The 26451-nt window shown below is 51.1% G+C and carries 29 protein-coding genes, 1 pseudogene and 1 riboswitch; of the genes and pseudogenes, 16 read left to right on the top strand and 14 right to left on the bottom strand.

The genetic code is table 11. The features are described from left to right. Window positions 1–153: 153 nt before the first annotated feature. The 4 genes from dacA (at window position 154) to lipA (ending at window position 3729) form a co-directional block, all read left to right on the top strand. The gene (gene dacA, locus DDT52_RS07715; RefSeq protein WP_109053029.1) at window positions 154–1365 is read left to right on the top strand and encodes a D-alanyl-D-alanine carboxypeptidase DacA; all 1212 of its coding nucleotides are present in this window, start codon (window positions 154–156) and stop codon (window positions 1363–1365) included. Between the two features lie 105 nt (window positions 1366–1470). Continuing rightward, complete coding sequence (gene ybeD / locus DDT52_RS07710) at window positions 1471–1734, top strand: DUF493 family protein YbeD (RefSeq protein ID WP_109053028.1); 264 nt, start codon at window positions 1471–1473, stop codon at window positions 1732–1734. A 106-nt stretch (window positions 1735–1840) separates the two neighbouring features. After that, window positions 1841–2557, top strand: a complete 717-nt coding sequence (gene lipB / locus DDT52_RS07705) for a lipoyl(octanoyl) transferase LipB (RefSeq protein ID WP_210732689.1) — start codon at window positions 1841–1843, stop codon at window positions 2555–2557. Between the two features lie 206 nt (window positions 2558–2763). After that, a complete protein-coding gene (lipA, locus tag DDT52_RS07700; protein WP_136155817.1) occupies window positions 2764–3729 on the top strand; it encodes a lipoyl synthase in 966 nt (321 codons plus the stop codon). 104 nt (window positions 3730–3833) lie between these two features. Here the strand turns inward: lipA and tatE are convergent, their stop codons facing one another. Continuing rightward, window positions 3834–4019: a twin-arginine translocase subunit TatE gene (tatE, locus tag DDT52_RS07695; RefSeq protein ID WP_136155816.1), complete on the bottom strand. Its 186-nt coding sequence runs from the start codon at window positions 4017–4019 to the stop codon at window positions 3834–3836. A gap of 175 nt (window positions 4020–4194) precedes the next feature. Next, window positions 4195–4255: riboswitch (Fluoride riboswitch) on the top strand. A gap of 69 nt (window positions 4256–4324) precedes the next feature. Between tatE and crcB the strand changes: the two genes are divergently transcribed. Next, window positions 4325–4708, top strand: coding sequence for a fluoride efflux transporter CrcB (gene crcB / locus DDT52_RS07690; RefSeq protein WP_136155815.1), 384 nt, complete (start codon window positions 4325–4327; stop codon window positions 4706–4708). A gap of 72 nt (window positions 4709–4780) precedes the next feature. On the opposite strand, the gene cspE is transcribed toward crcB, so the two are convergent. Next, the gene (gene cspE / locus DDT52_RS07685) at window positions 4781–4990 is read right to left on the bottom strand and encodes a transcription antiterminator/RNA stability regulator CspE (protein WP_009113827.1); all 210 of its coding nucleotides are present in this window, start codon (window positions 4988–4990) and stop codon (window positions 4781–4783) included. 237 nt (window positions 4991–5227) lie between these two features. On the opposite strand from cspE, the gene DDT52_RS07680 reads away from it, so the two are divergent. Then, on the top strand, window positions 5228–5929 hold the full coding sequence (locus DDT52_RS07680; RefSeq protein ID WP_136155814.1) for an aspartate/glutamate racemase family protein: 702 nt from the start codon (window positions 5228–5230) through the stop codon (window positions 5927–5929). Between the two features lie 239 nt (window positions 5930–6168). Here the strand turns inward: DDT52_RS07680 and ypfM are convergent, their stop codons facing one another. After that, entirely contained in the window at window positions 6169–6228 is a 60-nt protein-coding gene (gene ypfM / locus DDT52_RS21470; protein ID WP_109053067.1) for a protein YpfM, read from the bottom strand. A 719-nt stretch (window positions 6229–6947) separates the two neighbouring features. Here ypfM and DDT52_RS07670 point away from each other — a divergent pair. From DDT52_RS07670 to DDT52_RS07655, 4 genes are read left to right on the top strand one after another with little or no spacing between them, the layout of a single operon-like run. Next, window positions 6948–7346, top strand: coding sequence for an ArsC family reductase (locus DDT52_RS07670; protein ID WP_136155813.1), 399 nt, complete (start codon window positions 6948–6950; stop codon window positions 7344–7346). Between the two features lies 1 nt (window position 7347). Then, complete coding sequence (gene dapE / locus DDT52_RS07665; RefSeq protein WP_136155812.1) at window positions 7348–8475, top strand: succinyl-diaminopimelate desuccinylase; 1128 nt, start codon at window positions 7348–7350, stop codon at window positions 8473–8475. Then, window positions 8472–9146, top strand: coding sequence for a M15 family metallopeptidase (locus tag DDT52_RS07660; protein WP_136155811.1), 675 nt, complete (start codon window positions 8472–8474; stop codon window positions 9144–9146). Before dapE ends, DDT52_RS07660 begins: the two co-directional genes overlap by 4 nt. Window positions 9147–9148: 2 nt before the next feature. After that, complete coding sequence (locus DDT52_RS07655; protein WP_109053020.1) at window positions 9149–9340, top strand: YpfN family protein; 192 nt, start codon at window positions 9149–9151, stop codon at window positions 9338–9340. Between the two features lie 14 nt (window positions 9341–9354). Here DDT52_RS07655 and DDT52_RS07650 read toward each other — a convergent pair whose 3' ends face one another. Further along, window positions 9355–10254 carry a LysR family transcriptional regulator gene (locus DDT52_RS07650; protein WP_136155810.1) on the bottom strand — a complete coding sequence of 300 codons (900 nt, stop codon included), beginning with the start codon at window positions 10252–10254 and terminating at the stop codon, window positions 9355–9357. A gap of 485 nt (window positions 10255–10739) precedes the next feature. Between DDT52_RS07650 and DDT52_RS07645 the strand changes: the two genes are divergently transcribed. The 6 genes from DDT52_RS07645 (at window position 10740) to DDT52_RS07620 (ending at window position 16341) form a co-directional block, all read left to right on the top strand. Then, entirely contained in the window at window positions 10740–12062 is a 1323-nt protein-coding gene (locus DDT52_RS07645; protein ID WP_136155809.1) for a CitMHS family transporter, read from the top strand. 63 nt (window positions 12063–12125) lie between these two features. Continuing rightward, complete coding sequence (locus tag DDT52_RS07640; RefSeq protein ID WP_136155808.1) at window positions 12126–13466, top strand: acyclic terpene utilization AtuA family protein; 1341 nt, start codon at window positions 12126–12128, stop codon at window positions 13464–13466. Continuing rightward, a complete protein-coding gene (locus DDT52_RS07635; protein ID WP_136155807.1) occupies window positions 13466–13765 on the top strand; it encodes an AtuA-related protein in 300 nt (99 codons plus the stop codon). Before DDT52_RS07640 ends, DDT52_RS07635 begins: the two co-directional genes overlap by 1 nt. 82 nt (window positions 13766–13847) lie before the next feature. After that, complete coding sequence (gene atoD / locus DDT52_RS07630) at window positions 13848–14504, top strand: acetate CoA-transferase subunit alpha (protein ID WP_109053015.1); 657 nt, start codon at window positions 13848–13850, stop codon at window positions 14502–14504. Continuing rightward, window positions 14504–15151, top strand: coding sequence for a 3-oxoacid CoA-transferase subunit B (locus DDT52_RS07625; protein WP_109053014.1), 648 nt, complete (start codon window positions 14504–14506; stop codon window positions 15149–15151). The genes atoD and DDT52_RS07625 overlap by 1 nt, the downstream gene beginning before the upstream one ends. Before the next feature lie 11 nt (window positions 15152–15162). Further along, window positions 15163–16341 (top strand): acetyl-CoA C-acetyltransferase, encoded by a 1179-nt coding sequence (locus DDT52_RS07620; RefSeq protein ID WP_136155806.1) that lies wholly within the window; start codon window positions 15163–15165, stop codon window positions 16339–16341. Window positions 16342–16423: 82 nt separating this feature from the next. Here the strand turns inward: DDT52_RS07620 and DDT52_RS07615 are convergent, their stop codons facing one another. The 10 genes and pseudogenes from DDT52_RS07615 to DDT52_RS07570 form a co-directional block, all read right to left on the bottom strand. Further along, a complete protein-coding gene (locus tag DDT52_RS07615; RefSeq protein WP_136155805.1) occupies window positions 16424–18094 on the bottom strand; it encodes a methyl-accepting chemotaxis protein in 1671 nt (556 codons plus the stop codon). 253 nt (window positions 18095–18347) lie between these two features. Then, window positions 18348–18965 (bottom strand): esterase, encoded by a 618-nt coding sequence (gene ypfH / locus DDT52_RS07610; RefSeq protein ID WP_136155804.1) that lies wholly within the window; start codon window positions 18963–18965, stop codon window positions 18348–18350. A 183-nt stretch (window positions 18966–19148) separates the two neighbouring features. Then, window positions 19149–19232 (bottom strand): annotated as a pseudogene (locus tag DDT52_RS07605) (DUF1272 domain-containing protein); the annotation flags it as partial. A gap of 505 nt (window positions 19233–19737) precedes the next feature. After that, window positions 19738–21819 carry a tRNA(Met) cytidine acetyltransferase TmcA gene (locus tag DDT52_RS07600; RefSeq protein WP_136155802.1) on the bottom strand — a complete coding sequence of 694 codons (2082 nt, stop codon included), beginning with the start codon at window positions 21817–21819 and terminating at the stop codon, window positions 19738–19740. 8 nt (window positions 21820–21827) lie between these two features. After that, on the bottom strand, window positions 21828–22280 hold the full coding sequence (locus DDT52_RS07595; RefSeq protein WP_109052998.1) for a DUF441 domain-containing protein: 453 nt from the start codon (window positions 22278–22280) through the stop codon (window positions 21828–21830). Between the two features lie 269 nt (window positions 22281–22549). Then, complete coding sequence (locus DDT52_RS07590) at window positions 22550–23746, bottom strand: amino acid deaminase (RefSeq protein WP_136155801.1); 1197 nt, start codon at window positions 23744–23746, stop codon at window positions 22550–22552. Between the two features lie 15 nt (window positions 23747–23761). Beyond that, entirely contained in the window at window positions 23762–24538 is a 777-nt protein-coding gene (locus DDT52_RS07585) for an IclR family transcriptional regulator (RefSeq protein WP_109052996.1), read from the bottom strand. A 36-nt stretch (window positions 24539–24574) separates the two neighbouring features. Next, complete coding sequence (locus DDT52_RS07580) at window positions 24575–24958, bottom strand: RidA family protein (protein WP_136155800.1); 384 nt, start codon at window positions 24956–24958, stop codon at window positions 24575–24577. A 33-nt stretch (window positions 24959–24991) separates the two neighbouring features. Next, window positions 24992–25783, bottom strand: a complete 792-nt coding sequence (locus DDT52_RS07575) for an amino acid ABC transporter ATP-binding protein (protein ID WP_136155799.1) — start codon at window positions 25781–25783, stop codon at window positions 24992–24994. After that, on the bottom strand, window positions 25780–26442 hold the full coding sequence (locus DDT52_RS07570) for an amino acid ABC transporter permease (protein WP_109052993.1): 663 nt from the start codon (window positions 26440–26442) through the stop codon (window positions 25780–25782). Before DDT52_RS07570 ends, DDT52_RS07575 begins: the two co-directional genes overlap by 4 nt. Window positions 26443–26451 lie beyond the last annotated feature (9 nt).

Genomic DNA, 26451 nt, shown 5'->3' with positions numbered 1-26451 from the left:
CCGCCGCCGGCATTCATGCGCAGGAGCGGGTTGAGATAATATCCCGCTCTTTTCGAAAAATCGCGTAACGTAATGTCTGATGCCTGCCAATTTCTCATCTGCTATAGTGTGGCTCGTTTTTAACTTATACCCACGGATGTTGTTGTTCCAATCATGAATACTGTAAACACGTCTCGTTTTACTAAACGTACTGCGCTTGGCGCTTTGCTCGCCATTAGTGCATCTTCTTTTGCTTATGCCGATGATATTAATCTGAAAACGATGATCCCCGGCGTCCCGCAAATTGATGCAGAATCATACATCCTGATTGATTACAACTCCGGAAAAGTGCTGGCGGAAATGAATGCCGATGCACGCCGCGATCCGGCCAGTCTGACCAAAATGATGACCAGTTATGTTATCGGTCAGGCGATAAAATCAGGGAAAATCACCCCGAACGATATCGTTACCGTTGGTAAAGACGCCTGGGCGACCGGCAACCCTGTTTTCAAGGGATCTTCACTGATGTTTCTGAAACCGGGCGATCGCGTGCCGGTTTCCCAGTTGAACCGCGGCATTATCCTGCAATCGGGTAATGATGCCTGCGTTGCCATGGCCGACTATGTTGCCGGCAGTCAGGATGCATTCGTTAATCTGATGAATGGCTACGTGAAAGCGCTTGGCCTGCAAAATACCAACTTTGAAACCGTACACGGCCTCGACGCGCCGGGCCAGTTCAGCTCTGCCCGTGATATGGCGTTGATTGGTCAGGCGCTCATCCGCGATGTGCCGGAAGAATACGCGACCTACAAAGAGAAAGATTTCACCTTTAACAATATCCGTCAGCCCAACCGTAATGGATTGCTGTGGGATAGCAGCCTGAACGTGGATGGGATTAAAACCGGCCACACTTCATCCGCAGGCTATAATCTGGTCGCCTCTGCGACGGAAGGCCAGATGCGTCTGATCTCAACGGTGATGGGGGGACGAACCTTTAAAGGCCGTGAAGCCGAAAGCAAGAAACTGCTGACCTGGGGTTTCCGCTTCTTTGAAACGGTCGCACCGTTGAAAACCGGTAAAGAGTTCGCTTCTGAGCCAGTCTGGTTCGGTGACAACGATCGGGTTGCATTAGGTGTTGAGAAAGATGTTTATCTGACCATTCCACGTGGCCGCATGAAAGACCTGAAAGCCAGCTATGTGCTGGATAATACTGAACTGCATGCGCCGCTGGCCAAAAATCAGGTTGTGGGTGCAATCAACTTCCAGTTGGATGGTAAAACCATCGACCAGCGCCCGTTGGTCGTCATGAACGAAGTCAAAGAAGGCGGGATCTTCGGTCGTATGATCGACTACATTAAACTGATGTTCCACCACTGGTTCGGTTAATCCCTCTTGCAAGGGGACAGTTTGTCCCCATATAGATGATGTTGCTCACTCCCGCATTCGGCGGGAGTGATAATTTATACAATTGCAATATGCTCTGGAGCGCAGATGAAAACCAAATTAAACGAACTGCTTGAATTCCCCTGCCCTTTTACTTACAAGGTGATGGGATTGGCGAAACCAGAGTTGGTCGATCAGGTCGTTGAAGTGGTGCAACGTCATGCGCCCGGCGACTATACGCCACAAGTCAAACCCAGCAGCAAAGGGAATTACCATTCTATTTCCATTACCATTACTGCAACACACATTGAGCAGGTGGAAACGCTGTATGAAGAACTGGGCAACATCGAAATTGTCCGGATGGTGCTGTAACTCATTCCCATCCTTCGCCGTCTGCCGATGACATAATGCGGCGGGAAAACGTGCTTAGTGTGTTTCCCGCCGCTATAATCCTCTCCATCCTTTCCTTAACCTGAAGATGACACGTTTGCTACAGGATAAGATCATCGTACGCCAATTCGACGTACAACCATACGAAGCCGTCTCACTGGCGATGCATAAGTTCACCGATCTGCGCGACGACAAAACGCTGGATGAAATCTGGCTGGTTCAACACTCGCCGGTGTTCACCCAGGGCCAGGCAGGCAAAGCGGAACATGTTCTCATGCCCGGCAATATCCCTGTCATTCAGAGCGACAGAGGCGGACAGGTCACCTACCATGGCCCCGGCCAGCAGGTGATGTATATTCTGATTGATTTGAAGCGACGCAAGCTGGGCGTTCGCCAACTGGTGACATTGATAGAAAACACCGTCGTGGATACGCTGGCTGATTTCCACATCAAGGCCCATGCGCGCGCCGACGCGCCCGGCGTGTATGTCGGTGAACGCAAAATCTGTTCGCTGGGGCTACGTATTCGCAAAGGATGCTCTTTCCATGGATTGGCGCTGAACATTGCGATGGATCTGTCGCCATTCCTACGTATCAATCCCTGTGGCTATGCCGGTATGGTGATGACGCAGCTCAGCGAACTGGTGCCCGGCGTGACGCTCGAAGATACCGCACCCGTTCTGGTGAAGACATTTCTGCAACAGCTGAATTACCGTGAACACGAGCTGGTTCACTGGAATATGGCAACGCAGGGTGAACCGCAACCCATTGAAAATGGTGCGATCCTGTCGCCAAAAAGTTCATAGACAAACCGTGGGATAGATTACACCTGACGATTAATCACATTTTATTTACATAATTTCTTCATTTTGATTGCTCAAAAGCTGATTGTCGTCAGGCAAGATGATATAATTTTTAGAGTTTTTTAAAAAAAATTTTAACGAAACACATAATCCTTTGAATTTAGATAAAAAATTCAGAGAAACGATTCAGAACTGGAACTTACGCAAACATGAGTAAACCGATTCAGATCGAGCGCGGCGTAAAATACCGCGATGCCGATAAAATGGCGCTAATCCCGGTGCGTACTGTCGTCACCGAGCGACAGGAAATTCTGCGCAAACCTGAATGGATGAGGATTAAACTTCCGGCTGACTCAAGCCGTATTCAGGGCATTAAAGCCGCGATGCGTAAAAATGGGCTGCACTCGGTTTGCGAAGAAGCTTCCTGCCCAAATCTGGCTGAATGTTTTAACCATGGCACGGCAACGTTCATGATTCTGGGCGCCATTTGTACGCGCCGCTGTCCATTCTGCGACGTTGCCCACGGCCGTCCTATCGCTCCCGATGCCAACGAGCCGGAAAAACTGGCGCAAACCATTCATGATATGGGACTGCGCTACGTGGTTATCACCTCGGTTGACCGTGATGACCTGCGCGACGGCGGAGCCCAACATTTTGCGGATTGCATCAATGCAATTCGCCGCAAGAACCCCAATATTCGTATCGAAACGCTGGTACCGGATTTCCGTGGCCGAATGGATCGCGCACTGGATATTCTGACCGCCACGCCGCCAGACGTATTCAACCACAATCTGGAGAACGTACCGCGTATTTATCGTCAGGTTCGCCCGGGCGCCAACTACGAATGGTCCTTGAAACTGCTGGAAAATTTCAAGACCGCTCACCCCGATATTCCAACCAAATCCGGTTTGATGGTCGGTCTGGGTGAAACCAATGCCGAGATTGTTGAGGTAATGCGCGACCTGCGCCGTCACGGTGTAACCATGCTGACGCTGGGACAATATCTGCAACCAAGCCGTCATCACCTTCCCGTACAGCGTTATGTCAGCCCTGAAGAGTTCGACGAAATGAAAGCCGAAGCCATGGCAATGGGGTTCACCCATGCGGCCTGTGGACCATTTGTTCGCTCCTCTTACCATGCCGACTTGCAGGCAAAAGGGATTGAAGTGAAATAAATGACTCGATATAAGCACCGGCGGCGCGCTTATATTTAGTTACACATCAGCATGGGTAATGAAAACGGACGGCAATGCCGTTCGTTTTCGTTTGTTCCAACAGATCAGGGCTCTTTACGAGACGTGTCGGGATCATTGCCCTTTGCCGGCCGATCGTCATTCATTGCCTTCTTGAACCCTTTAATCGCCGCGCCCAGATCGCCACCCAGACTGCGCAGTTTATTCGTGCCAAATAACAGTACGATCAATGCACCAATGACCAACAGCTTGGCAATACTGATACCTTCCATACTTACCTACCTGATTACAGATGCCGGAGAAGTCCGGCGAACGAAGAATATCCTTTCTATGTAGAACCTTCCGGTTTGCAAAACAATCACCATCTGTAACAAATTAAGACGCCATACCGGTCCTTTTCATATTCAGCAAAACTACAAAAAAGCATGAAGAAAGCGTAGACTTTCTCTGCCAAACGGAGATGACATTCCTCCATAACCGCCATTCGGCTGATGATGTCTACGTATTCCTCGGAAGGGGGCGTAGCATCCTGCGCGCTGCTCTCCGAGATCTGCTGGTATGATGAAAAAGGGTCATTATGTTCAGTACAATGCTTGCGGTATTTATTGGTGGTGGAATAGGAAGCGTCGCGCGCTGGCTGTTAGGTTTGAAATTTAACAACCTGTACGCCAATCTGCCGCTGGGAACCTCATTGGCTAACCTGATTGGCGCCTTTATTATCGGCGGCGCACTGGCTTACTTCCTGCGCCATCCCCATCTCGGTCAGGATTGGAAAATATTTATAACTACGGGACTCTGCGGCGGTTTAACCACCTTCTCGACGTTTTCCGCTGAAGTGGTCATGTTCTTGCAAAGTGGACATCTGGCGGCGGCGGGATTGCATGTTTTACTGAATCTGGCTGGATCGCTGCTCATGACCGCGCTGGCTTTCGCACTGGTAACATGGGTGACTACCCACTAACAATGATGCCAAAGCAAAAATCGGCGCAAAAAAAACCCGCCTTTCGGCGGGTTTTTCAAGAAATCGGTATAATTAAATAGCGATAACGTTAGCAGCAGATGGACCTTTCGCACCGCTGGTGATTTCAAATTCTACACGCTGACCTTCAGCCAGAGTTTTGAAACCGTTGCTCTGAATGGCAGAGAAATGTACGAAAACGTCTTTGCTACCATCTTCCGGAGTAATGAAACCGAATCCTTTGGACTCATTAAACCACTTAACGCTACCTTTAATCTTAGACATCAAACTTACCTTTAACATGAATGAAAGACACAAAATCTGTGTCCCGTACAGTACAGCAATAGATTGCTCATTTGTCCAGTTGAAGATGGATAAAAAGTGATAAAAATCGCTAAAAATGTATGCTGAACGAAAAGGCAGACGCATTCTGACGGCACGCAGGTCTCTGACAGGTACTTTCCACTCTATTCAACACTTTTTATGATATCGATTTTCTATGATATCAATTGTCGAAGGAAAATGACGATGAAAACACTCGGTCTAATCGGCGGCATGAGTTGGGAATCCACCATCCCCTACTATCGCACGATCAATGAATACGTTAAGCACCAGCTTGGCGGTTTACATTCCGCCAAAATCATTCTGCATAGCGTGAACTTTCACGATATTGAGCGTCTGCAATCACAGGGAGACTGGGAACAAGCGGCAGAGGTACTCTCGGGGATAGCCATAGGACTACGTCAGGCGGGTGCCGATGCTATCGTCATTTGCACCAATACCATGCATAAAGTGGCGGACCACATTGAACTCGCCAGCAAACTGCCCCTGTTACATATCGCCGATGCCACCGGTGAAAGCCTGAAAAAACACGGATTAAAGAAAGTCGGCCTATTGGGAACACGATATACCATGGAGCAGGATTTTTACCGACAGAGGCTTTACGATCGCTACCACGTTGAAGTCATTGTGCCTGATCAAGCGGGAAAATCGGTGGTAAACCGTATTATTTACGACGAGTTGTGTCAGGGGAAAATCGTTGACGCTTCACGCCGGGCATATCAAAAAATCATCCGGCAGCTTGAACAGCAAGGTGCCGAAGGCATTATCCTTGGCTGTACAGAGATCCCTCTCCTCATCAGTGCAAAAGATGCTACCGTTCCTCTTTTTGATACCAGCAGGTTACACGCACTCGCCGCCGCTCAATATGCGCTCGATAGGTAAGACGCGGCAAGAAGATCCCTATTTCCAGGTTAAAACAGCCCTAAAACAAGCCCGCATCATGAATGGAAACGAGTAAAAATCACAACATTATGATTTAAATATAAAAATAAAATACCCTCTTTTATTTACTCAGGTTTCCTCATTTTGTATAAAACAAAGGCAGTATTGGTATTATCAATACTGCCTACTTCACTAACGATTTTATTCCTGGTTTGCAATGGCGGGATAACATTTAATTATTATTTACGTAACATTGCTTCGATAAAATCTTTCCAATTACTCACTTCTACTTCTATCATATGGACCTCTTGATAATTAACGGCGACGTATTATACGCACACTTTTTGAACAGGTAAAAGCCTTATGAAAGTATAAAAAGCGTACAACCTCTCATTCCTGCTTTTCTAGTTCACTGTAGATCTCACCGTTTTTTCAAGAGGCAGACCAGAAACCATCTCCCCTGCTATTATCCACAAAAGAAGATATTTACTATAAATCAGTGGGTTCTGTTGTCGGCAAATATAAATAAGTAGAAGACAGGTAATACCTCCCTTCTGCTTATTTATTATTAATTCATAAACTTACTCATTTCCCATAATCCATAACCACTGGCTATATCAAAAAGTCCTTTTAATTGAGTCAGTCATAAAATAGACAATACAGCCATCATCAGTGCGCAACCATAATTCTTATTATAATAATTAGCACGTTAACATTATATTATTTCCCGGTGTTGGCCTGTTAACACCACTGTAAAACTATCGTTATAATCGATCGATTAATAGTGTTTTGATCACAAAAATCTATCAATAGCGATAATTTACAGTGGGATAGATCCATATCCTGGCGATGGTGTCCTTTGAATGCGGCCTTCCTTCATCCACGATCGTTTCATACTGTGGATCGAAACCCTGTGATGCGGCATTATCATCGGAATACCGAAGCAACATTGACTTTTGTCTATCAATGCCATCACGTTGACGGTTGCTCAGAACTCACATATAGGTAGCATTTTTTCATGAACGACAAGACCGAAAAAAGTTTGCTTAAGCTATACGGCATCAAAAACTGCGACACCATAAAGAAAGCTCGTCGCTGGCTGGAAGAACAGCAAATTGATTACCACTTTCATGACTATCGCGCCGATGGTCTGGACGAACAACGCCTGCAACACTTTATTAATCTGCTCGGCTGGCAACCGCTTATCAATACACGCGGAACAACATGGCGTAAACTGAGCGAGGAGCAACGTAACCTCATCAGCAAGAACAACGACCAGAGCGCAGCGGCGGCGAAGGCCCTGATGCTCGAACAACCCGCCGTGATCAAGCGCCCCCTGCTGGTAACAGACAATGGGAAAGCGCTGCTTGGTTTCAGTGCCGACAGCTATCAGAAATTTATTGCGGAGAACAAATAACGTGTCTTGTCCGGTCATCGAACTTGCTCAACTGTTGATTAAACGCCCTTCCCTCAGTCCACATGATGAAGGCTGTCAGGAACTCATGATTGAACGCCTGCAAGCCATCGGTTTCACCATCGAACCCATGAACTTCGGCGATACACAGAATTTCTGGGCATGGCGCGGAACCGGGAAAACCCTTGCGTTTGCCGGACATACCGATGTCGTACCCAGCGGAGATGAAAGCCGTTGGCAGCATCCTCCTTTTGAACCCACCATTCGCGACGGCCTGTTATATGGCCGTGGCGCCGCGGATATGAAAGGCTCGCTGGCAGCGATGGTGGTGGCTGCGGAACGTTTCGTGGCGGCGCATCCCAATCATCAGGGACGTTTAGCCTTCCTGATCACGTCGGATGAAGAAGCCAGCGCCGTTAATGGCACGGTCAAAGTGGTCGAAACGTTGATGGCACGCCGCGAGCGACTCGATTATTGTCTGGTCGGTGAACCCTCCAGCACCACCGTAGTCGGCGACGTTGTGAAAAACGGCCGCCGCGGCTCCATCACCGCCAATTTGCGGGTACAAGGCGTGCAAGGCCACGTCGCCTACCCTCATCTGGCGGATAATCCCGTACATCGGGCCATGTCCGCATTGAATGAACTGGTAACGACAGAATGGGATCAGGGCAATGAATTCTTCCCGCCAACCAGCATGCAGATTGCCAATATTCAGGCCGGCACCGGCAGCAGCAACGTGATTCCAGGGGAATTATCGGTGCAATTCAATTTCCGTTTCAGCACGGAACTGACGGATGAACTGATCAAACAACGCGTTGCCGAACTATTTGATCGCCACCAGCTAAACTACACTATCGACTGGAGTCTTTCCGGTCAGCCATTCCTGACAGCCCGTGGTGAACTGGTTGATGCGGTGGTTAACGCCGTAGAGCATTACAATGAAGTAACGCCCGCGTTGTTGACCAACGGCGGCACATCAGACGGACGCTTTATCGCCCGAATGGGTGCGCAGGTGGTAGAACTCGGCCCGGTTAACGCCACCATCCACAAAGTGGACGAGTGCGTCAGCGCTGCGGATTTGCAGCTGTTAAGCCGGATGTATCAGCGCGTTATGGAGCAACTACTCGCATGATGACTCATGCCATGTTAACCGGTAAAAGCGACAGTCATCTGGTCACTTTAAGTGGTCCTCACCGTCTTCATCCTGACACCATCCCCGCATTTCAGGCGATGCAGCAGGCCGCCGCCCAAGACGGGCTTAATCTGCAACCTGCCAGCACCTTTCGTGATTTCGAACGTCAGCGGTTAATCTGGAATGGAAAATTCAGAGGGGAGCGCCCGGTGACGGGCAACGATGGTCAGCCGCTGGACATCCTGGCGCTGGATGAAGGCGAGCGCTGCAAAGCGATTTTACGCTGGTCCGCCATGCCCGGCGCCAGTCGGCATCACTGGGGCAGCGATCTGGATATTTACGATCCGAATTTGCTGCCCGAGGGACAAAAACTGCAATTGGAACCCTGGGAATACGAGCCAGGCGGTTACTTTGCGGCGCTGAATATCTGGCTGAGTCAGCATATGCATGAATACGGATTTTATCGCCCTTATGCTCACGATCTCGGCGGCGTCGCAGCAGAACCCTGGCATATCAGCTATTATCCACTGGCACAACATGCGGAACAACAGCTTACGTCCGACATTATTCGCTCAGCCTGGCAAGGCGAAGATATCGCGGGATCTAACTGGTTATGCGAGCATCTGCCACAGCTGTTTACCCGTTTTATCCATAATGTTGATGGAGCTTAATCATGGCATGGCTGGCTGACTACTGGTGGGTAATCCTGATTATCCTGATAGGCATGTTGATCAACGGCATTAAAGAACTGCGCAATGTCGATCACAAGAAATTTCTGCTCAACAAACCGAAGCTTCCTCCTCATCGTGATAACAACGATAAATGGGATGACGAAGAGGATGACTGGCCGCAGAAAAAACCCTGATGAACGGCCGGTCATCAAGACGCCGGAACAAAGCTTTCTGCCCGCTCCTGAAGAAAATCATAAAACTCTTTGGCACAGACAGAAAGCTGCCGTTCTTTGTCTGTCACCAGATAAATCCCGCGCTGCAACGACAAATCCCGAAACGGAATAATGGCAATGTCTTTGTGTTGAAACTGGAACAACGTTAATCCCGTCACAATACTGACGCCATAATTGGCCGCCACCAGCCCCATCATGGTCGTCAACTGGCGCACCTCAAGCACGTAGTTAAAGCCATGCGGCTCCATAAGCCGATCGGTGTACTGCCGAATGCTGGTGCCCTGACAAAACCCGACGAAGGGATATTCCGCCACTTCAGCCACATCCACCGCATCACGCTGGGCAAGAGGGTGGCGGTTATGACAAATCAGATAGAAATTATCCGCAAACAACATCTTGGAACTGAAGGTTCCCGGCGACGGTTGCCCGGCGGTTAACGCCAGATCGGCCCGTCCGTCCAGCACCGCTTTCAAACAGCGGTCCCACTGCGTATCCAGCAGTTCAACCTTGATTTTGGGATACGCGTGGTGATACTGCGCCAACACCTGCGGCAACCACTCCACGGCCATGGACGGCAGCACCGCCAGTACGATTTTACCTTTATACCCGGTGGCATAAGATTTAATTTCGCCGACGGCGTCGTCATGCGTTTGAATGAGCCGACGAGCGATGTCAATAAAATGGATGCCGTCTGCATTCAACTGGACTTTACGGGTATCCCTGTCGAATAACCGGTATCCAACCTCTTCTTCCAGCCCGGCAATTAGTGCGCTAAACGCGGGTTGCGAGAGACTTATTTTCTGTGCCGCACGAGTAAAATTATCGGTTTCCGTTAACGCGATGAACGCCCGCAATTGTTTTATGGATAAATTCATAACGTCCCTGACTGCATAAATAAAAATGGAGTGTCAGATAAAAAAAGGGCAAGTTCAACGAAAAACAATCAATACATTTTATTTTTATGATCTACTCCGCAATTATTTATCCTTGATTTTCACCGTTAATTTTTACCCCAACAACCATTTTCAATCAATATCACATCCCCTAAACGACACCGCATCGATACAAACCCATCTTTCCAAATAAAAACAATTAGTTACTGATTTATAAATAAATCATTATGATTTATCGCACTAACAAATAAAATAAATTCATTGTTTTTATAAATAAAACCATTGCAATTACGAGTTAGTATAGAACGATTCGTAGTGATAAAAATAGCGTCAACAAAAATCAAACGACTCTGGGTTATGTATTCATTTTATATTTGTTATTTATTCGATGATATTTTATTGAGTTGTTTAATTTATTGTAAATGAAACATATATGTAACATATAATAATAGAGAGAGGAGTTCTTTATGCTAGCCCTAATCGGGGTGCTTACGATAGCCACCCTGCTATTTTTCATCATGACGAAACGAATGTCCCCGTTGGTGGCATTAATTGTTATTCCCGTCATTGGCGCGCTCGCCGCAGGAAGCGGGACCGACACGGCAAAATATATTGTTGACGGGATTACCAAACTCGCGCCCATGGCGGCCATGTTCGTTTTCGCCATTGCCTTTTTCGGCGTGGTGACCGATGCCGGCATGTTTGATCCCATTATCAAAGGGATTTTACGGATTGTCGGTACCAATCCGGTCAAAATCATCATTGGCACAGGCGTACTGGCATTGATCGCTCACCTGGATGGCAACGGAGCCGTTACCTTCCTGATCACCATCCCCGCCATGTTGCCGCTGTTTAACAAACTCGGGATGGATAAACGCATTCTGGTCGGTATTACCGCTCTCAGCGCCGGCGTTAACTTCCTGCCGTGGACCGGCCCGATGATCCGCGCCGCCGCCGCGCTGAACACCACCACCCATGACTTGTTCATTCCCCTGATCCCGGCACAGATCTGCGGCCTGACCTTTATGGTTCTGATGGGTTATTACTGGGGTAAGAAGGAAGAAAAGCGTCTGGGTCTGGCTTCAGGCAACCCGTTAGCCAGCGGCGCCCACAACATTGGTAACGAACAACATGTCAAAGAGCTGACCGATGCCGAAAAGGCGCTGCGTCGTCCGCGCATGTTCTGGGTCAATATTGCACTGGTGATTGCCGTTATCGGCACCATGGTCTTTACCAAGATCTCGCCGACCGTTGCCTTCATGATCGCACTGACGCTGGCGCTGATGTTCAACTACCCGAATGTCGAAATGCAGAAAGAACGTATCAATGCGCATGCCAAAGCGGCATTGATGATGGCCAGCATTCTGTTCGCCGCAGGCGCATTTACCGGCATCATGAGCGGCACCGGCATGCTGAAAGCCATGTCGCTGTCCGCCGTCAGCTTTGTCCCGGAATCTTTTGCCTCGCACATTCCGTTTATTGTCGGCCTGATCTCCATGCCGCTGAGCCTGGTATTCGATCCCGACTCTTACTACTTCGGCATTATGCCTGTTATCGCCCATACCGTAGACATGCTGGGTGTACCGCCGATTCAGATTGCTCAGGCATCCGTACTGGGACAGATGACCACCGGTTTCCCGGTCAGTCCGCTGACGCCGGCGACCTTCCTGCTGGTCAGTCTGGCTGGCGTTGATCTCGCAGACCACCAGAAATTCTCGATTCCTGTGCTCTGGGCCGCCAGCGTCATCATGACGTTCGCCTGCGTCATCTTTGGGGTGTTTCCCCTGTAGGAAAAGCTCGCGGCTTTCCCATGAGGACGACACCAGACACATTTAATTAATAAGAGGTTTTTTATGAAGACGATTCGTATTGGTTCCGGGGCCGGCTACGCTGGCGATCGTATTGAACCGGCAGTAGAACTGGCGCAGAAAGGCGACATCCAGTATCTGGTTTTTGAATGTCTGGCAGAGCGTACTATCGCCATCGGCCAGAAGCAAAAGCAGCAGAATCCAGAGAAAGGCTACAACGAGCTGTTGGCGGACAGAATGCACGCCGTGCTGCCGATTTGCCTGGAGAAAGGCATCAAAATCATCACCAATATGGGGTCTGCCAACCCGGTAGCCGCAGGCCGGCGCGTACTGGAAATTGCGAAAGAACTGGGCGCCACCCGGTTGAAAATCGCGGTTGTCACCGGGGATGACGTGCATTCCATGCTGATTACTCAGGATGCGCGTCTGGACGAAATCGGTCAGCCAATTTCTTCATGCGGCAAAGATATCATTTCCGCCAACGCCTATCTGGGCGCCGACGCGTTGGTGGAAGCGCTCCGTCAGGATGCGGACATCATTATTGCCGGCCGCGTATCCGATCCTTCGCTGTTCCTGTCCGCCATGATGTATGAATTCAACTGGGCGGCTGATGACTGGGATCGTCTGGGTAAAGGCACCTGCATCGGCCACCTGCTGGAGTGTGCCGGCCAGATCACCGGCGGTTACTACGCCGATCCCGGTTTCAAAGACATCCCTAATCTCGACCGGCTTGGCTTCCCAATCGCCGAGATCGCCGAGGACGGTTGCGCCATCATCACCAAAGTCGAGGGTTCCGGCGGCTGTGTTTGCGTCGATACCTGTAAAGAACAGCTGCTGTATGAAATTCACCGCCCGGACAGCTACATCACACCGGATGTCATCGCCGATTTCAGCCACGTGACTTTCACGCAAGACGGTGAAAATCGCGTTCGTGTACAGGGCGCCACCGGTCGGGCCAAAACCGATACATTAAAAGTGTCCGTCGGTTATCAGGATGGATTCATCGGCGAAGGCGAGATTTCTTATGCCGGCCCCGGCGCAGTTGCACGCGGCCGTCTGGCGCTGGGTATCGTCAAAGGCCGTTTTGCCCTGTGCCGATTTGAACCGCAGGAAATTCGTTACGATCTGATTGGCGTCGATTCTCTGCATGGCGCTCAGCGCTCGCAGGACAGTCAGCCATACGAAGTACGCGCCCGCGTTGCGGCCCGCTGCACCTCCAGAGCGCAGGCGGTCAAGATCGGTAATGAGGTCGAAACGCTTTACACCAACGGCCCTGCCGGCGGCGGCGGCGTCAACAAGGCCGTTAAAGAAATTCTGGCGATGGATTCCACCCTGCTGTCTCGCGCTTGCGTAACGCCTGCCGTTGATTATCTGGAGATTAAATAATGAAACTGCGTGAAATTGCCCACTCCCGTACCGGAGATAAAGGAAATACCTCCAATATTTCACTTATTGCTTACCGTGCGGAAGATTACGAATTATTGAAAGAAAAAATCACTACGGAAAAAGTAAAAGCCTGGTTTGCCGATATCGTGACCGGTGACGTTGTCCGCTATGAATTACCGGCAATCGGTGCGCTGAATTTTGTTATGTATGGCGCGCTGGGCGGTGGCGTCACCCGTTCATTAGCATTAGATATGCATGGTAAAGGATTAAGCTCCGCAATATTAGATATCGATATTTAATCGCTATTCATTTCAGTTTACCAGCGGGTAATTAATTACCCGCTTTGGCCTCTCTCGGCCTTTTTTATGGAGTGACAACACAATGAATAACAAAATCATTGATGCCAGCCATTTCCGCTCATATTTATATGATGGAATGACAATTATGTTCGGTGGTTTTATGGGCGTCGGAACACCGAAATTATTGGTAGATGAAATTATTAAATCCGGCGTCTCTGATTTAACGATTATCGGCAATGACACGGGCTTCGTGGATACCGGCGTCGGTCCGCTTATTGCCAATGGTCAGGTTAAAAAAGTTATTGCCTCGCATATCGGCACCAACCCGGAAACCGGACGCCGGATGATCGCCGGTGAAATGGACGTGGAACTGGTTCCGCAAGGTACGCTGGCCGAGCGGATTCGCAGCGGCGGCGCGGGATTAGGCGGCTTTTTAACGCCGACTGGCGTGGGAACCGTTGTCGAAGAGAATAAACAAAAAATAACCATTAATGATATTACTTATTTATTAGAATTACCGTTAAAAGCGGATTTGGCTATTTTACAAGCCAGTATTGCCGACACCAGTGGAAACCTTATTTATAACCTGACCACCCGTAACTTTAATCCCCTTATCGCCCTGGCAGCCCAGAAAGTTATTGCACAGTGTGAGCAGGTTATTCCTGTCGGGCAATTAGCGCCGGAATGTATTGTCACCCCTGCCGCGCTGGTTGATCACCTTTATTTGGGAGAGAAATAATGGATGCGAAAGAATTAATTGCCCGTCGGGTGGCACGGGAACTTAAAAACGGCGATGTGGTTAATTTAGGCATTGGCCTGCCGACCAAAGTCGCCAATTACGTTCCGGAAAATATTCAGGTCACCTTTCAATCTGAAAACGGCTTTCTGGGATTAGGCGCCATCACCGAGCCTGACCATAATCTGGTCAATGCCGGCGGTCAGCCGTGCGGCATGATCCCCGGCGCCGCCATGTTCGACAGCGCATTTTCCTTTGCCTTAATTCGCGGCGGTCACGTCGATATCTGTGTTCTGGGCGGCTTACAGGTCGATGAACACGGCAGCCTGGCCAACTGGATGGTGCCAGGGAAAATGGTGCCGGGCATGGGCGGCGCCATGGATTTAGTCGTCGGTGCGAAGAAAGTGATTATCGCGCTGGAACACTGCGCAAAGAATGGCGACGCCAAATTATTGCACCGGTGCACCTATCCGCTTACCGCCGTTAATAAGGTCAGCATGGTCGTTACCGAACTGGCGGTATTTCATTTTATTAATCAACAAATGGTGCTGAGTGAAATTAGTCCGGGAATGACCGTCGACGAATTACGCCAGAAAACCGAGGCAAACTTTATTGTTTCCGCCGATTTACAACCGATGAAAATAAATTAATAGAGGCGACCATGAACGACTCCGTTGTTATTGTTAATGCGAAAAGAACCGCCATTGGTAAATTCGCAGGCAGCCTGGCGAATACGTCCGCCATTGAAATGGCTTCCGCCGCCATCCGTGATTGCCTGTCGGCGTTGCCGGAAAATCTGACTATTGATGAAGTGATTCTGGGAAATGTGCTACAGGCTGGACTCGGGCAAAACCCGGCCCATCAGGCCAGTATCGCGTCAGGTATTTCGATTGAAACCCCGTCACTCACTATCAGCAAAGTCTGCGGCTCCGGCCTGAAATCGGTCGCTCTCGGCGCTCAGTCTATTCTGTCCGGCGATAATCAGGTCTGCATCACCGGCGGTATGGAAAACATGAGCGCGGCCCCCTATCTGCTGGAAAAAGCACGCCACGGCTATCGCATGGGGCACGGTAAGCTGATCGATATTATGATTCACGATGGTTTATGGTGTGCTTTCAATCATTACCACATGGGTACAACGGCGGAAAACATCGCCGAACGCTACCAGATAACCCGTGAAGCACAGGATCAGGTGGCGCTGGCCTCACAGCAGAAAGCGATAGCAGCGATTGAAAGTGGTCGTTTCCAGGCGGAAATTACGCCGATTGCACTGCGCGGCAAAAAAGAAACCCGCATTTTTGCACAGGATGAATTTCCCCGCGCGGATACCACGCTGGCGTCGCTGGCGGCACTGCGCCCCGCCTTTTCCGCCGATGGCACCGTCACCGCGGGCAACGCTTCCGGTATAAACGATGCCGCCGCCGCGCTGGTATTAATGCGTGAATCAGAGGCGAAAAAACAAGGGATAAAACCACTGGCGAGGATTCGTAGCTGGGCCTCGGCAGGCGTACCAAGCGAAGTCATGGGATTGGGGCCGATCCCGGCGACGCAGAAAGCGCTTATCAAAGCGGGGTTAACCATTGGTGATATCGACCTGATCGAAGCCAATGAAGCGTTTGCCGCCCAATATCTGGCGGTACAGCGGGATTTGCGGCTCGATCCCGAGAAAGTGAACGTTAATGGCGGCGCCATTGCGCTGGGTCATCCCATCGGCGCCAGCGGCGCACGTATTCTGGTTACGCTGGTTCATGCTTTGCGCAGCTATGACAAAACGCTGGGACTGGCAACGCTGTGTATCGGCGGTGGACAAGGCATTGCGATGATTGTTGAACGCGTTTAAATCTGGCGCACGATCCCTTTAAAAAGGCAATGCAGACCGATGGCCTGCGTTGCCTCTTTCAGCAAGTGCCGCTATCCACGATTTAAAATGTTTCCCAATGCGCGTTTGAAGAGGCCGTCGGCGCGACCTTACGATCGGGGGATTTAGCGGGTGAAGCAATCGATAATGTTTTCTCGTTGTGCCGTTCCGGCGCCGCGGCCTGATTCACTTTGAACACGGCAACCGCACTTTGCAAAAGTCCCGCCTGCTCCTCCAGCGCCGCGGACGCTGAAGCGGATTCTTCAACCAGCGCGGCGTTCTGCTGGGTAACGCGATCCATTTCGGTGATTGCCTGCCCCACCAGATCAATGCCATGACTTTGTTCATCCGAGGCAGACGCAATCTCTCCCATGATATCGGTCACCCGGGTCACGGCGCTGACGATTTCTTTCATCGTATCGCCCGCTTCTTTCACCTGCGAAGACCCCGTATTGACCCGGCTGACCGAATCGTCAATCAACGATTTGATCTCTTTTGCCGCCTGAGCGCTACGCTGAGCGAGCGTCCGAACTTCGCCCGCCACCACCGCGAAACCACGGCCTTGTTCTCCCGCGCGGGCCGCTTCTACCGCCGCATTCAGCGCCAGAATATTGGTCTGGAAAGCAATGCCGTCAATGACGCTGGTGATATGTGCAATTTTTTGCGAACTATCAGAAATCTCATTCATGGTTTTCACCACATTATCGACGACCAGACCGCCTTTATCGGCGGTCTCCGACGCATTTTTTGCCAGTTGGGTCGCCTGCCTGGCATTGTCCGAGTTCTGTTTGACCGTCGAGGTCAATTGTTCCATGCTGGCCGCGGTTTCTTCTAATGAGGCGGCCTGTTGCTCAGTGCGGGAAGACAGGTCATTGCTGCCCGCGGAAATCTCGCTGGCGCCGGTGTAAATAGAATGAGAACTGTCACGAACCATGCTTACCGTATTAATTAACGACTGTTGCATATGGCGCAATCCTGCCGCAAGCTGGCTCATCTCATTACGCCCTCCGGCATCGATCTGTAACGTCAGATCGCCTTCGGCGATCGCGCTGATATGCCGCATGAGTTCACGCATCGGATGTAAAAGAATGCGCTGTAATCCGATCCAACTGAGAATAATCACCAGCACCACCAGCACCGAAATCGTTCCCAGGAGCCACAACATCGTTTCAAACGCAAAATTATTTTCCCGTAGCCCTGCATCAGATAACTGGGTTTGTGCTTCCCGCCACGCAATATAGCTTTCCTGCATGGCCACATTAAGCGCCGTCGCCCCGCTGTTCAGTTTCATGGCCGAACCCGCCAGCCCGCCGGCAAGCGCATCAATAATGTCATGCAGCAGTTTTTGATAAGCGGTATAACTGTCCTCAAGTTTTTGGGATAGGTTTTCATCCAGCCCCGGCGTATTGGGAATTGACAGATATTGTTTGTAGCTGCTCTCCGATGCGGCCAGCTGTGTCTCCGCTTGCTGCAAGAGCGCCTGCATTGCTTCTTTATCCGCATTCCCTATCATCATGTTTTGTACAATAGAACCGATAGCGATACGCGTCTGATTCATCATAATCCATGCATCAGTAAAGGCGGCAACATTCTGGTTAGAGCGCTGAGAAACGAGAAACCCTTCTTTATCGTTAACCAGTGCCCGAACAGATAGCGCACCGGTGAAGAATTGAGAGACGCCTAAGATAAACAACACCATAACAAGGATGGTAATCACTTTAATACGTTTAAACATATCACACCCTCTTTCTCCATAAGGACGAATATACTTATATCGGAAAAAAGAAGATAAATGTTTATCCTTCGACACAAATAAATACATTGCTATGTATTATTCGACATTCATATATGGATTAAATGATTTTGAATATGGATAAAACCCGTATTATAAAATCCGGAACCCTATCAAAATTCATTCACCCAAATAGAATAAAAGCGCTTTATTATAAAACGATCGTCAGAAAGCGCTAAAAAAGAAAAATACCGGCTTATTTAAGATAGCCCAGCGCATGATTCAACATGCGTTCATCAATGCCGTGTCCGACCCCTGGTACGGTATCCAACGTGAAATTCGTTCCCAACGCGTTGAAGCGCTGAGCGGCAGCGCGGGCATGATCAACCACAATCACCCCATCCGCTTCTCCGTGAATCAAATGAACGGCGACATCACGGAATGCGTTGTCCGGCAATACGGCAAAACGTCCGCTGAAAGCGACAATGTGTCCCGCCAGATGGGGTTCTGACTTTAATGCTTCCAGAGACATGATACTCCCCTGCGAGAAACCCATCAGCGTGGTTCGCGTAAAATCCACGCCGCTTTTTTGCTGCCAGAACCGTATCGTTTCAATAAAACGCGGCATAACGGCTTCAATGCGGGACTCCCGATTTTCTTCCGACACGCCCTGTACGGAAAACCACTGACGTCCTTCACCAAATCCGGTACTGAACGGCCCGCCAACGCTGACCACCAAAGCGTCGGGAAACGCAGCCGCGAAATAACGGCCAATCGGCGCCATCCCCGCGGCCGTATCACCTACGCCATGAAAAAGTAAAAACAACCGCTGTGGAGCAGTAGGATTTTGTATAACAACATATTCCTGATTCATTTTGTTTCTCCTGCGCGCCGCCGATCCATTCCCAGTATCGGCAACCGATCATTAATGATATTTACCATTCACTATACGCTCCACCCCGCAGGGAGAAATCGGGATTTATTGAACGAGATGTTCCATTTTTTTGCAACAGACGGGTTGATACCGCTTTTATCTTCGCCTCTTATCCGTGCTTTTGCACTCGCAGGAGCAAATATAGCTCTCGGAATGCGGCGGCAAATCACAGTCGCAGTTTTCACAGTTGGGGCGTAACTCAAGCATCGGCATACCTCAAATCAGGAAATCATCAGGAAAAAGATCGGAAAGAATAAAACTCATTTCTCGCTGTCACTTTTCCCATGTTATTGCACAGATATTAATGAAAGACCAGGACCCGCTTATCTATTCGCCAGCGGCCAATGAATAAAGAACGGATCTGATAATAAACCCAAAGATGAGGTTACTCAGAGAAATGGAATATTTATTTAAAAGTCATCGCGGCCCATATCCTTAAGTATTTATCGATATAGGTAATTTTTATTCGTCAGCTTTTTATTCATCAAAGAAAGATGCGATGAACAGATACCCGCTTTCTCCAAAGCCCTGTATTCCGGGAAGCGGTTTTACGTTCTAAATAACATCAGGAAAAAGAAGGTGAATTCTATCGCACCTATCCAGAACAATTAATGCGCCTTGAAGCGCCATTGCAGGAAAAGTTAGGGAACTGCTTCGTAACCCACCGGCCTTCCAACCACGGCTTGAGTGACAACTTCCATATACCGCCCTCTCAGGGGAGCGAGGGTCGAATGATATCCCGCGTCCAGCGCTGCCAGTCATTACATGCCGTACTATCATAATATTTCAGCGCTTCTGCGGTTTCTTCACGCCACCGTCGCAGCAACGCTTTTTTCCCCGGCAGACCAAGCGTTTTGACCATTTGTTCGATATCCAGCGGGTTTTCACTCAGCAAATGCAACGCAGGCGGAGGGAAGGCGATATTGGCGATCAGTCGGGACAACGCGGCAAAGCTGGCTTCCATTGACCGATGGGAAAAAGCGAACCCCGCCAGCGTACGCCAGTCCTCTTCATCCAACCCGGTGCTCTTATTCAGTGGCAGCGGTAAATCAAGCGGGATAATGCGGCGCAGCCAGCACCAATCCCGCGCCAGTTGATGAGCGCACCGATCAGCCAGTTGCTGACCGCTGGCATTCAGCGGCAATAGCGCCATCGCGCTGTAACAGCCGCTGCTGGCTTCAAGATGGCTGCCGATACGCGCCAGTTGAAAACCGCAGGATTGCCAGAATGCCCATAAATCCGGCTGATAGCCAAAACTCACCGATAGATAATCCACTCCCTGTGAGCGAGCCGCCAGTTTGCCATGCTCAATCAGGGCTTGTCCGAAGCCCTGCCGCCGGTAATCGGCAGCGATGGCAATACGGCTGATACGTCGGGAGCGGAGCGTCGGCGCAGTCCATTGCCCGCCGTGCGCCGCTAATGACTGAGCCACCAGATTGCCCCGCGGACGACGCACCCCGGCCCATACGGCATGTGCCAGTTCAGCGGATAATCCCCCTTCATCCACCATCCACAGCACGCCGCTAACTTCATCCATTACGCTGGCGCTGTAAACATGCATACCGGGCGCATCCAGCAGGCGACGCAGGTCAAGGGGCGAAGTACGGTAATGTGCGCTGCACAATAGCGCGTAGCACTGCCGCATACGCAACGGCTGACGCAGCCAGTCAGCGGGATGTTCTTCCCTGATATCGCAGGATGGCGATAAAAGCGATTCGCCATTTACGCTGTTTGATTGCCCTGGAGTATTAGGCAGAGGGTCGGCAAACAGCAACGCATTATCCAGCACGCGCTCCAGCGGATCGTGATTGGCCCAGCGCAAAGGTTCATCCAGCGTAAAGGCCTGCCACTGCGGCAGCGTTGCACAGAATTTCAGCAGAAACCCGCGACCGGTACCTTCATATCCCTGTACGGTCGTCGTCATCAGAATTCGAGGGAAATACCTGAGCAGCGCGCTCAGAACAGGGGATGGGATCGCGGCAGCTTCATCTATCAGCAGCCAGTCAATTTGCGGCGGCGGATTGAGACGGCAATACTCCAGTAGCGCATCCGGAGCCCAGAACCGTACATCACTGCGGGCATAATGCTGTAGTACATCGGTTGCCGAACGGGATGGCGCCGTTATCCAGCATGGCCCGTCCCAGCGCTGCGTCAACATGCCGGCCAACGTCGATTTACCCCGTCCGCGTGGCGCGGTAATCACATAAACCCCCTGCGAAGCCGCGAGCAACTGAGCCAGAATATGTTGTTGCCGGGGCGTGGGTTCCCCGCTGGCGGGCTGCCATTCCGGGCGATGGGACAACGGTTTGATCGCCAGCGTTTGCCCTTGCTGCCAGATCGTGACGTCATCATCCGCAAGCAGCTGGCGTTGGAAATGCCGAATGAAACGCGGTGTGGCCATCGGCCGAGGTTGTTCACTCCAACGCAGGCTGTCATCATCCGGCAAACGGCGCCAGTCCTGCCACGGCGGAACTAACAACAACAGCCAGCTTCCGGCCCGGAGTGTTCCGGACAGCATCGCCAGCGCTTCAACATCCAGCCCGCGCCGGGCATCAAACACCGCATGACCGAACTCATGCCCAAGCCGTGTCCGGACCTTACCGGCGGCTAACGACGTCACGCCATCCGGCGCACGATCGCTGATCCATAACCCGCTTTCCCCGATGTGATCCATCAGCAATCGCGCCTGAGTTTCACTCCAGTCAGATTCACCGCTCAACACCAGCAAACGGCGGACACCATAGCGGATTTGCTGAGACAGGCTGTTTAAAAAGTCGGGGAATCTGGCAGACATAGGAGAGATCAGGTTTTGCCAATCAGCAGAGACAGCAGGCCTGCGGCGATTAACGGCCCGACAGGAATGCCGCGAAACAGGGCAACGCCCATCACGGTGCCGACCAGCAACCCCGCCACTACGGAAGGCTGGTTACTCATCAGGGAAACGCCGCGCCCGCCCAGCCACGACACGACTACGCCGATCAAAATTGCCAGCAGCGATTTCCAGTGCAAAAACGAGTGTATCACTTCACCGGCGGTGATCTTTCCGCTGGCGATCGGCGCCATGACGCCGACAGTGAGAATAACGATGCCAATGCTCAGGCCATATTTTTCCACCCACGGGAAATAGTTATTCAGCGGTGTAATACGCACCATCAGTAAAATAAGGATCGCCAACGTAACCGTCATGTTATGGCTGATAATGCCAAGCCCGGCCAGCACCAGTAAAATTAACAACGTCGGATCAAAATAGGCCATGAAAAGTCCTTGCCCATGAATCAGAAAAAAGTCATCGGGAGCGACATACGCAGAAGCGACTAATAATAGCATCAGACAACGCGATTCAAGGGATTAATCCACAAAATCTACCGATAACGTGATTGCAAATGGTTATTCCCTCATCGATTTATGGCGCCGCCTCCGGGGCTAGCGCCGGAAGGCCGCGTTCCAACGGGACAGGGCCCGCAAGGGGCCCGGTGACAAAAATGAAGAGGAGATTCGGTACAGAGGCGCTGCCAGGCATGGCGTCAGAAGAATGTCGGCATTATTTCAACCACGTTCAGATCGTCATCGACCAAACAGACCTGACGCCATTTATCAAATGTCAGACACGGATGAGAGGCGCCAAACGCAATGATATCGCCCACGCGAAGGCCATGTTCCGCCGGTATCTGCAAAAAGGCGTGCTGATCCATCATTGCCGTGATGTGGTAGTCCTGTCCAAAGACAACAGGATCACCTTCGCCCAAAGGATAATGACGCAGCGGTTCGGGATATCCGGCGTCAAAGGCGATGTCCCGTTTGCCAAATGCGATAATGGCGCATCCTGACTCCGGCAGGGATTGCACATGGGCCCATACTTCCATCGCCGGCAGCAGCGCGCCCTCCATCTCCGGATGGCGATGCAACACGCCAGCCTGCGCCACTTTATATAATCCATGATCGTGAACCAGATAACACCCCGGTCGCAGCAAGGGAGTAAACAACGTATCCGCCTGTAGACGCGCAAATTCGCCCGCGATCAGATCGTACCAGGCAGAACCCGACGCGGTAATATAAGGATGAGGGATGCCAAATTTCCCCTGCCCCTGTAGCGACACGGCGGTTTCCACCAGATAAGCGGCAAAGGCCTGGATCGCGCCTTCCGGCTGCTCGCCGTGGATCACCCCTTCATAGCCTTCAATCCCCGTCAACACCAGCGCGGGTGAAGCGTCGATAGCGGCCAACACGGCGTTAATCTGCCGATCGGTGCGGCAACCGCAGCGACCATGAGGTACGCCGATTTCCAGCATCACGTTCAACTGTAGCCCCTGAGCGCCAAAGTAATCTCCCAGCGCCCGCACGTTATCCGGATTTTCCACCAGACAGTGGAACTCCAGCCCGCCCTGCTTCAGCAAGCCGGCGATAATTGCCATATTGGGCTCGCCAACCAGCTGGTTCGCCATCAAAACTCGCCGCACGCCGTGCTCATAGGCCACGGAGCTTTGCACTGCGGTCGCCAGAGTCATTCCCCATGCGCCCTGTTCTAACTGACGCCGAAAAAGCGCAGGCGTCATGGTCGTTTTTCCGTGCGGCGCCAGCTGCGCGCGATGCGCATTGGCATAGTCCTGCATCCAACGCAGATTATGATTCAGCGCCTGTTGGTGCAGCACCAGCGCAGGCAGGCTGACCTGCTTCAGAAGGCTGTCGCCTAAGCGGGCGCTGCCTTTATCAGAGTGAGACATATCATGTACTCCAGATTATCTGCTTTGTTTTCCGGCCAACCGTTGCTCCATCGCCCGCGCGCACTCCATCAGTACGCTACGGTAATGATCATGGTTAACATAAGCATCACCGCGTGGCGCCACGATACAAAACGTGGCGATACACTGATGTTGAATATTGTAAACACCGGCAGCAAAACAGTGAGTATAGGTATCCGCTATGCTATCGAAAGAGAAAAAGCCTTCCTGATGCGACTGCCGGATCTCATGTAAAAATCGATCGGGCGACAATCTTGTGCCATTCGGTAACGTGAAATCATCTGCTGGAACAAAGTCGAGGATCTCTTCATCGCTCATATGTCCCAGCAACAATCGCCCGGAAGCCGTCCAGGGGATCGGGATGTCCTCCCCCACGCCGGAAGAAATACGGAAAGCGCGCTCGCCCTCACGCATCAGCGCAACGTTATATTTTCGCCCGTTAAGCAGACACATCTGTGCGGTTTCATGGGTACGTTCGACGATCTGTTCCAGAAAACGATCGGCTTCGCGGGTAAAATCAAAATGGTTAAGGTGCGCCTGACCCAGAAAATAGAGTTCCCTTCCCAGGTACACCAGACCGTCATGACCAACCGGCTCAAGAATTCGCCGTTCTTGCAGCAGCGCGATCAACTCATACACCGTTGATTTCGGGGCATTAATCCCCTTGGCAATATCATGCGGACGCAACGGTTGTCGCTGTATTTTCAGGTACTCGAGTATTTCGAACGCACGATCAAGCCCGCGCGCGCGCCGCTTTACATCCGGAACCGTCATGACTTCCCCCTCAGGTACTACTTATCTTTCAGACAGTTATACTGACTTATAAGCAATACAGTCAATTTCCACTTTGCAATCCACCATCATGCTGGATTGCACGCAGGCGCGTGCAGGGGCATGAGCAGAGAAATACTCCGCAAAAACTTTATTAAAACTCCAGAAATCTCGGGGATCATCCAGCCATACGCCTATCCTGACGACATGTTCCAGGCCATAGCCCGCTTCCTCAAGGATGGCGATTACGTTCTGCATGGCTTTATGGGTTTGAGCAATAATGCCGCCATCAACGATCTCTCCCTTCTCCATCGCCACCTGACCGGACACATAGAGCCAGCCATCCGCCTCTACCGCGCGCGCAAAAGGTAATGGCTGGCCGCCAGCACCACGCTCACCAGCACCGTAACGGGTAATACTCATATCATCACTCCTGTGGTTGTGATTTATCGTCGGTTAAAAATGGGAATGTTTAATAAACTCAGCCAAACGTGGCGACACGGGCTGATGAAATAATTGCTTAGGGGGCCCTTCCTCTTCGATACGCCCCTGATTCATGAAAACAATCCGGTCGGAGACTTCGTAGGCAAAGCGCATTTCATGCGTGACCAACAGCATGGTCATCCCGTCTTCCGCCAGACTTTTGATCACCGCCAGCACCTCTCCGACCAATTCGGGGTCCAGCGCAGAAGTGACTTCGTCAAACAGCATCAGACTGGGATTCATGGCGATAGCGCGGGCAATCGCCACTCGCTGCTGCTGACCACCGGACAATTGACCAGGATAGTGATCGCGGCGCGCCAGTAGACCGACGCGTTCCAGCCAACGCTCCGCGTTAGCAACCGCTTCATCTTTCGGTATTTTTTTCACTTTCAGCAGTCCCAGCGTCACATTCTGTAGCGCCGTTAAATGCGGGAATAGATTGAACTGCTGGAACGCCATCCCCGTCATGGCACGATGCTGTGCGATCACTTTTTCAGGATGGCGTACCCGCCTGTTTTGCTGCTGGTGGTAACCGATAGGCTGATCGTTGAGGAGAATTTCTCCCTGCTGAAATTCCTCCAATAAATTTACGCAGCGCAGCAGCGTCGTTTTTCCCGAACCACTGGAACCGATTAATGTCACGACGTCGCCGCGCGCCAGCGTGAGATCGATCCCCTTAAGGACTTCAACCTGATCATATTGCTTGTGCAGGTTATTGATTTTCAACAGTGGCGCGTCAGCCACTACGCTCGGTGTCTGATTCATGGCAATCTCACTTTCTTTTCCAGATGATGGCCTAAAAGCTCAATCGAGAAGTTAATGATGAAGAACAACAGTCCGGCGAACGCATAAAATGGCAGCGTCATAAAAGTGCGGGCGATCACCTGTTGCGAACTGAGTAATAAATCAGCCACGCCAATGACGGATAGCAACGTCGAAGCCTTGACAATTTCCGCGGCGGAGTTGACCCAGGTAGGCAGGATCTGGCGTAACGCCTGCGGCAACTGGACGTAGCAGAGATCCTGAAAAAACGTCAGACCAATCGCCTTCGCCGCTTCACTCTGTCCCCTTGGTACCGCCTGTAGCGCGCCGCGTACAATTTCCGCCACATGGGAACTGCAAAACATCGCCAGCGCCATGACTCCGGCCTCAAAAGCCCCGATATGCCAACCCAATGCCGGAGCGATATAAAAGCAGGACAACACCAGCACCAGTACCGGCGTGCCGCGTATCACATCAATATAAAATCGAACCGTCCAACGCACAGGTCCGCGGCCATAACTCAGCAACAGTCCCACCACAGCGCCGAGCAATGTGCCTAACAAAATCGCCAGTACCGAACTGGATAACGTAATGGCAAAACCCTGAGCCAACGTGGTTCTTGCCTGCCAAAGCTGATACCACCAGCTAAAAGGATCGTTCATCTCTTCTCC

It is taken from the genome of Brenneria roseae subsp. roseae (genome assembly GCF_003115845.1).
Lineage (GTDB): Bacteria > Pseudomonadota > Gammaproteobacteria > Enterobacterales > Enterobacteriaceae > Brenneria > Brenneria roseae.
This window is presented reverse-complemented; position numbering and strand designations above follow the sequence as displayed.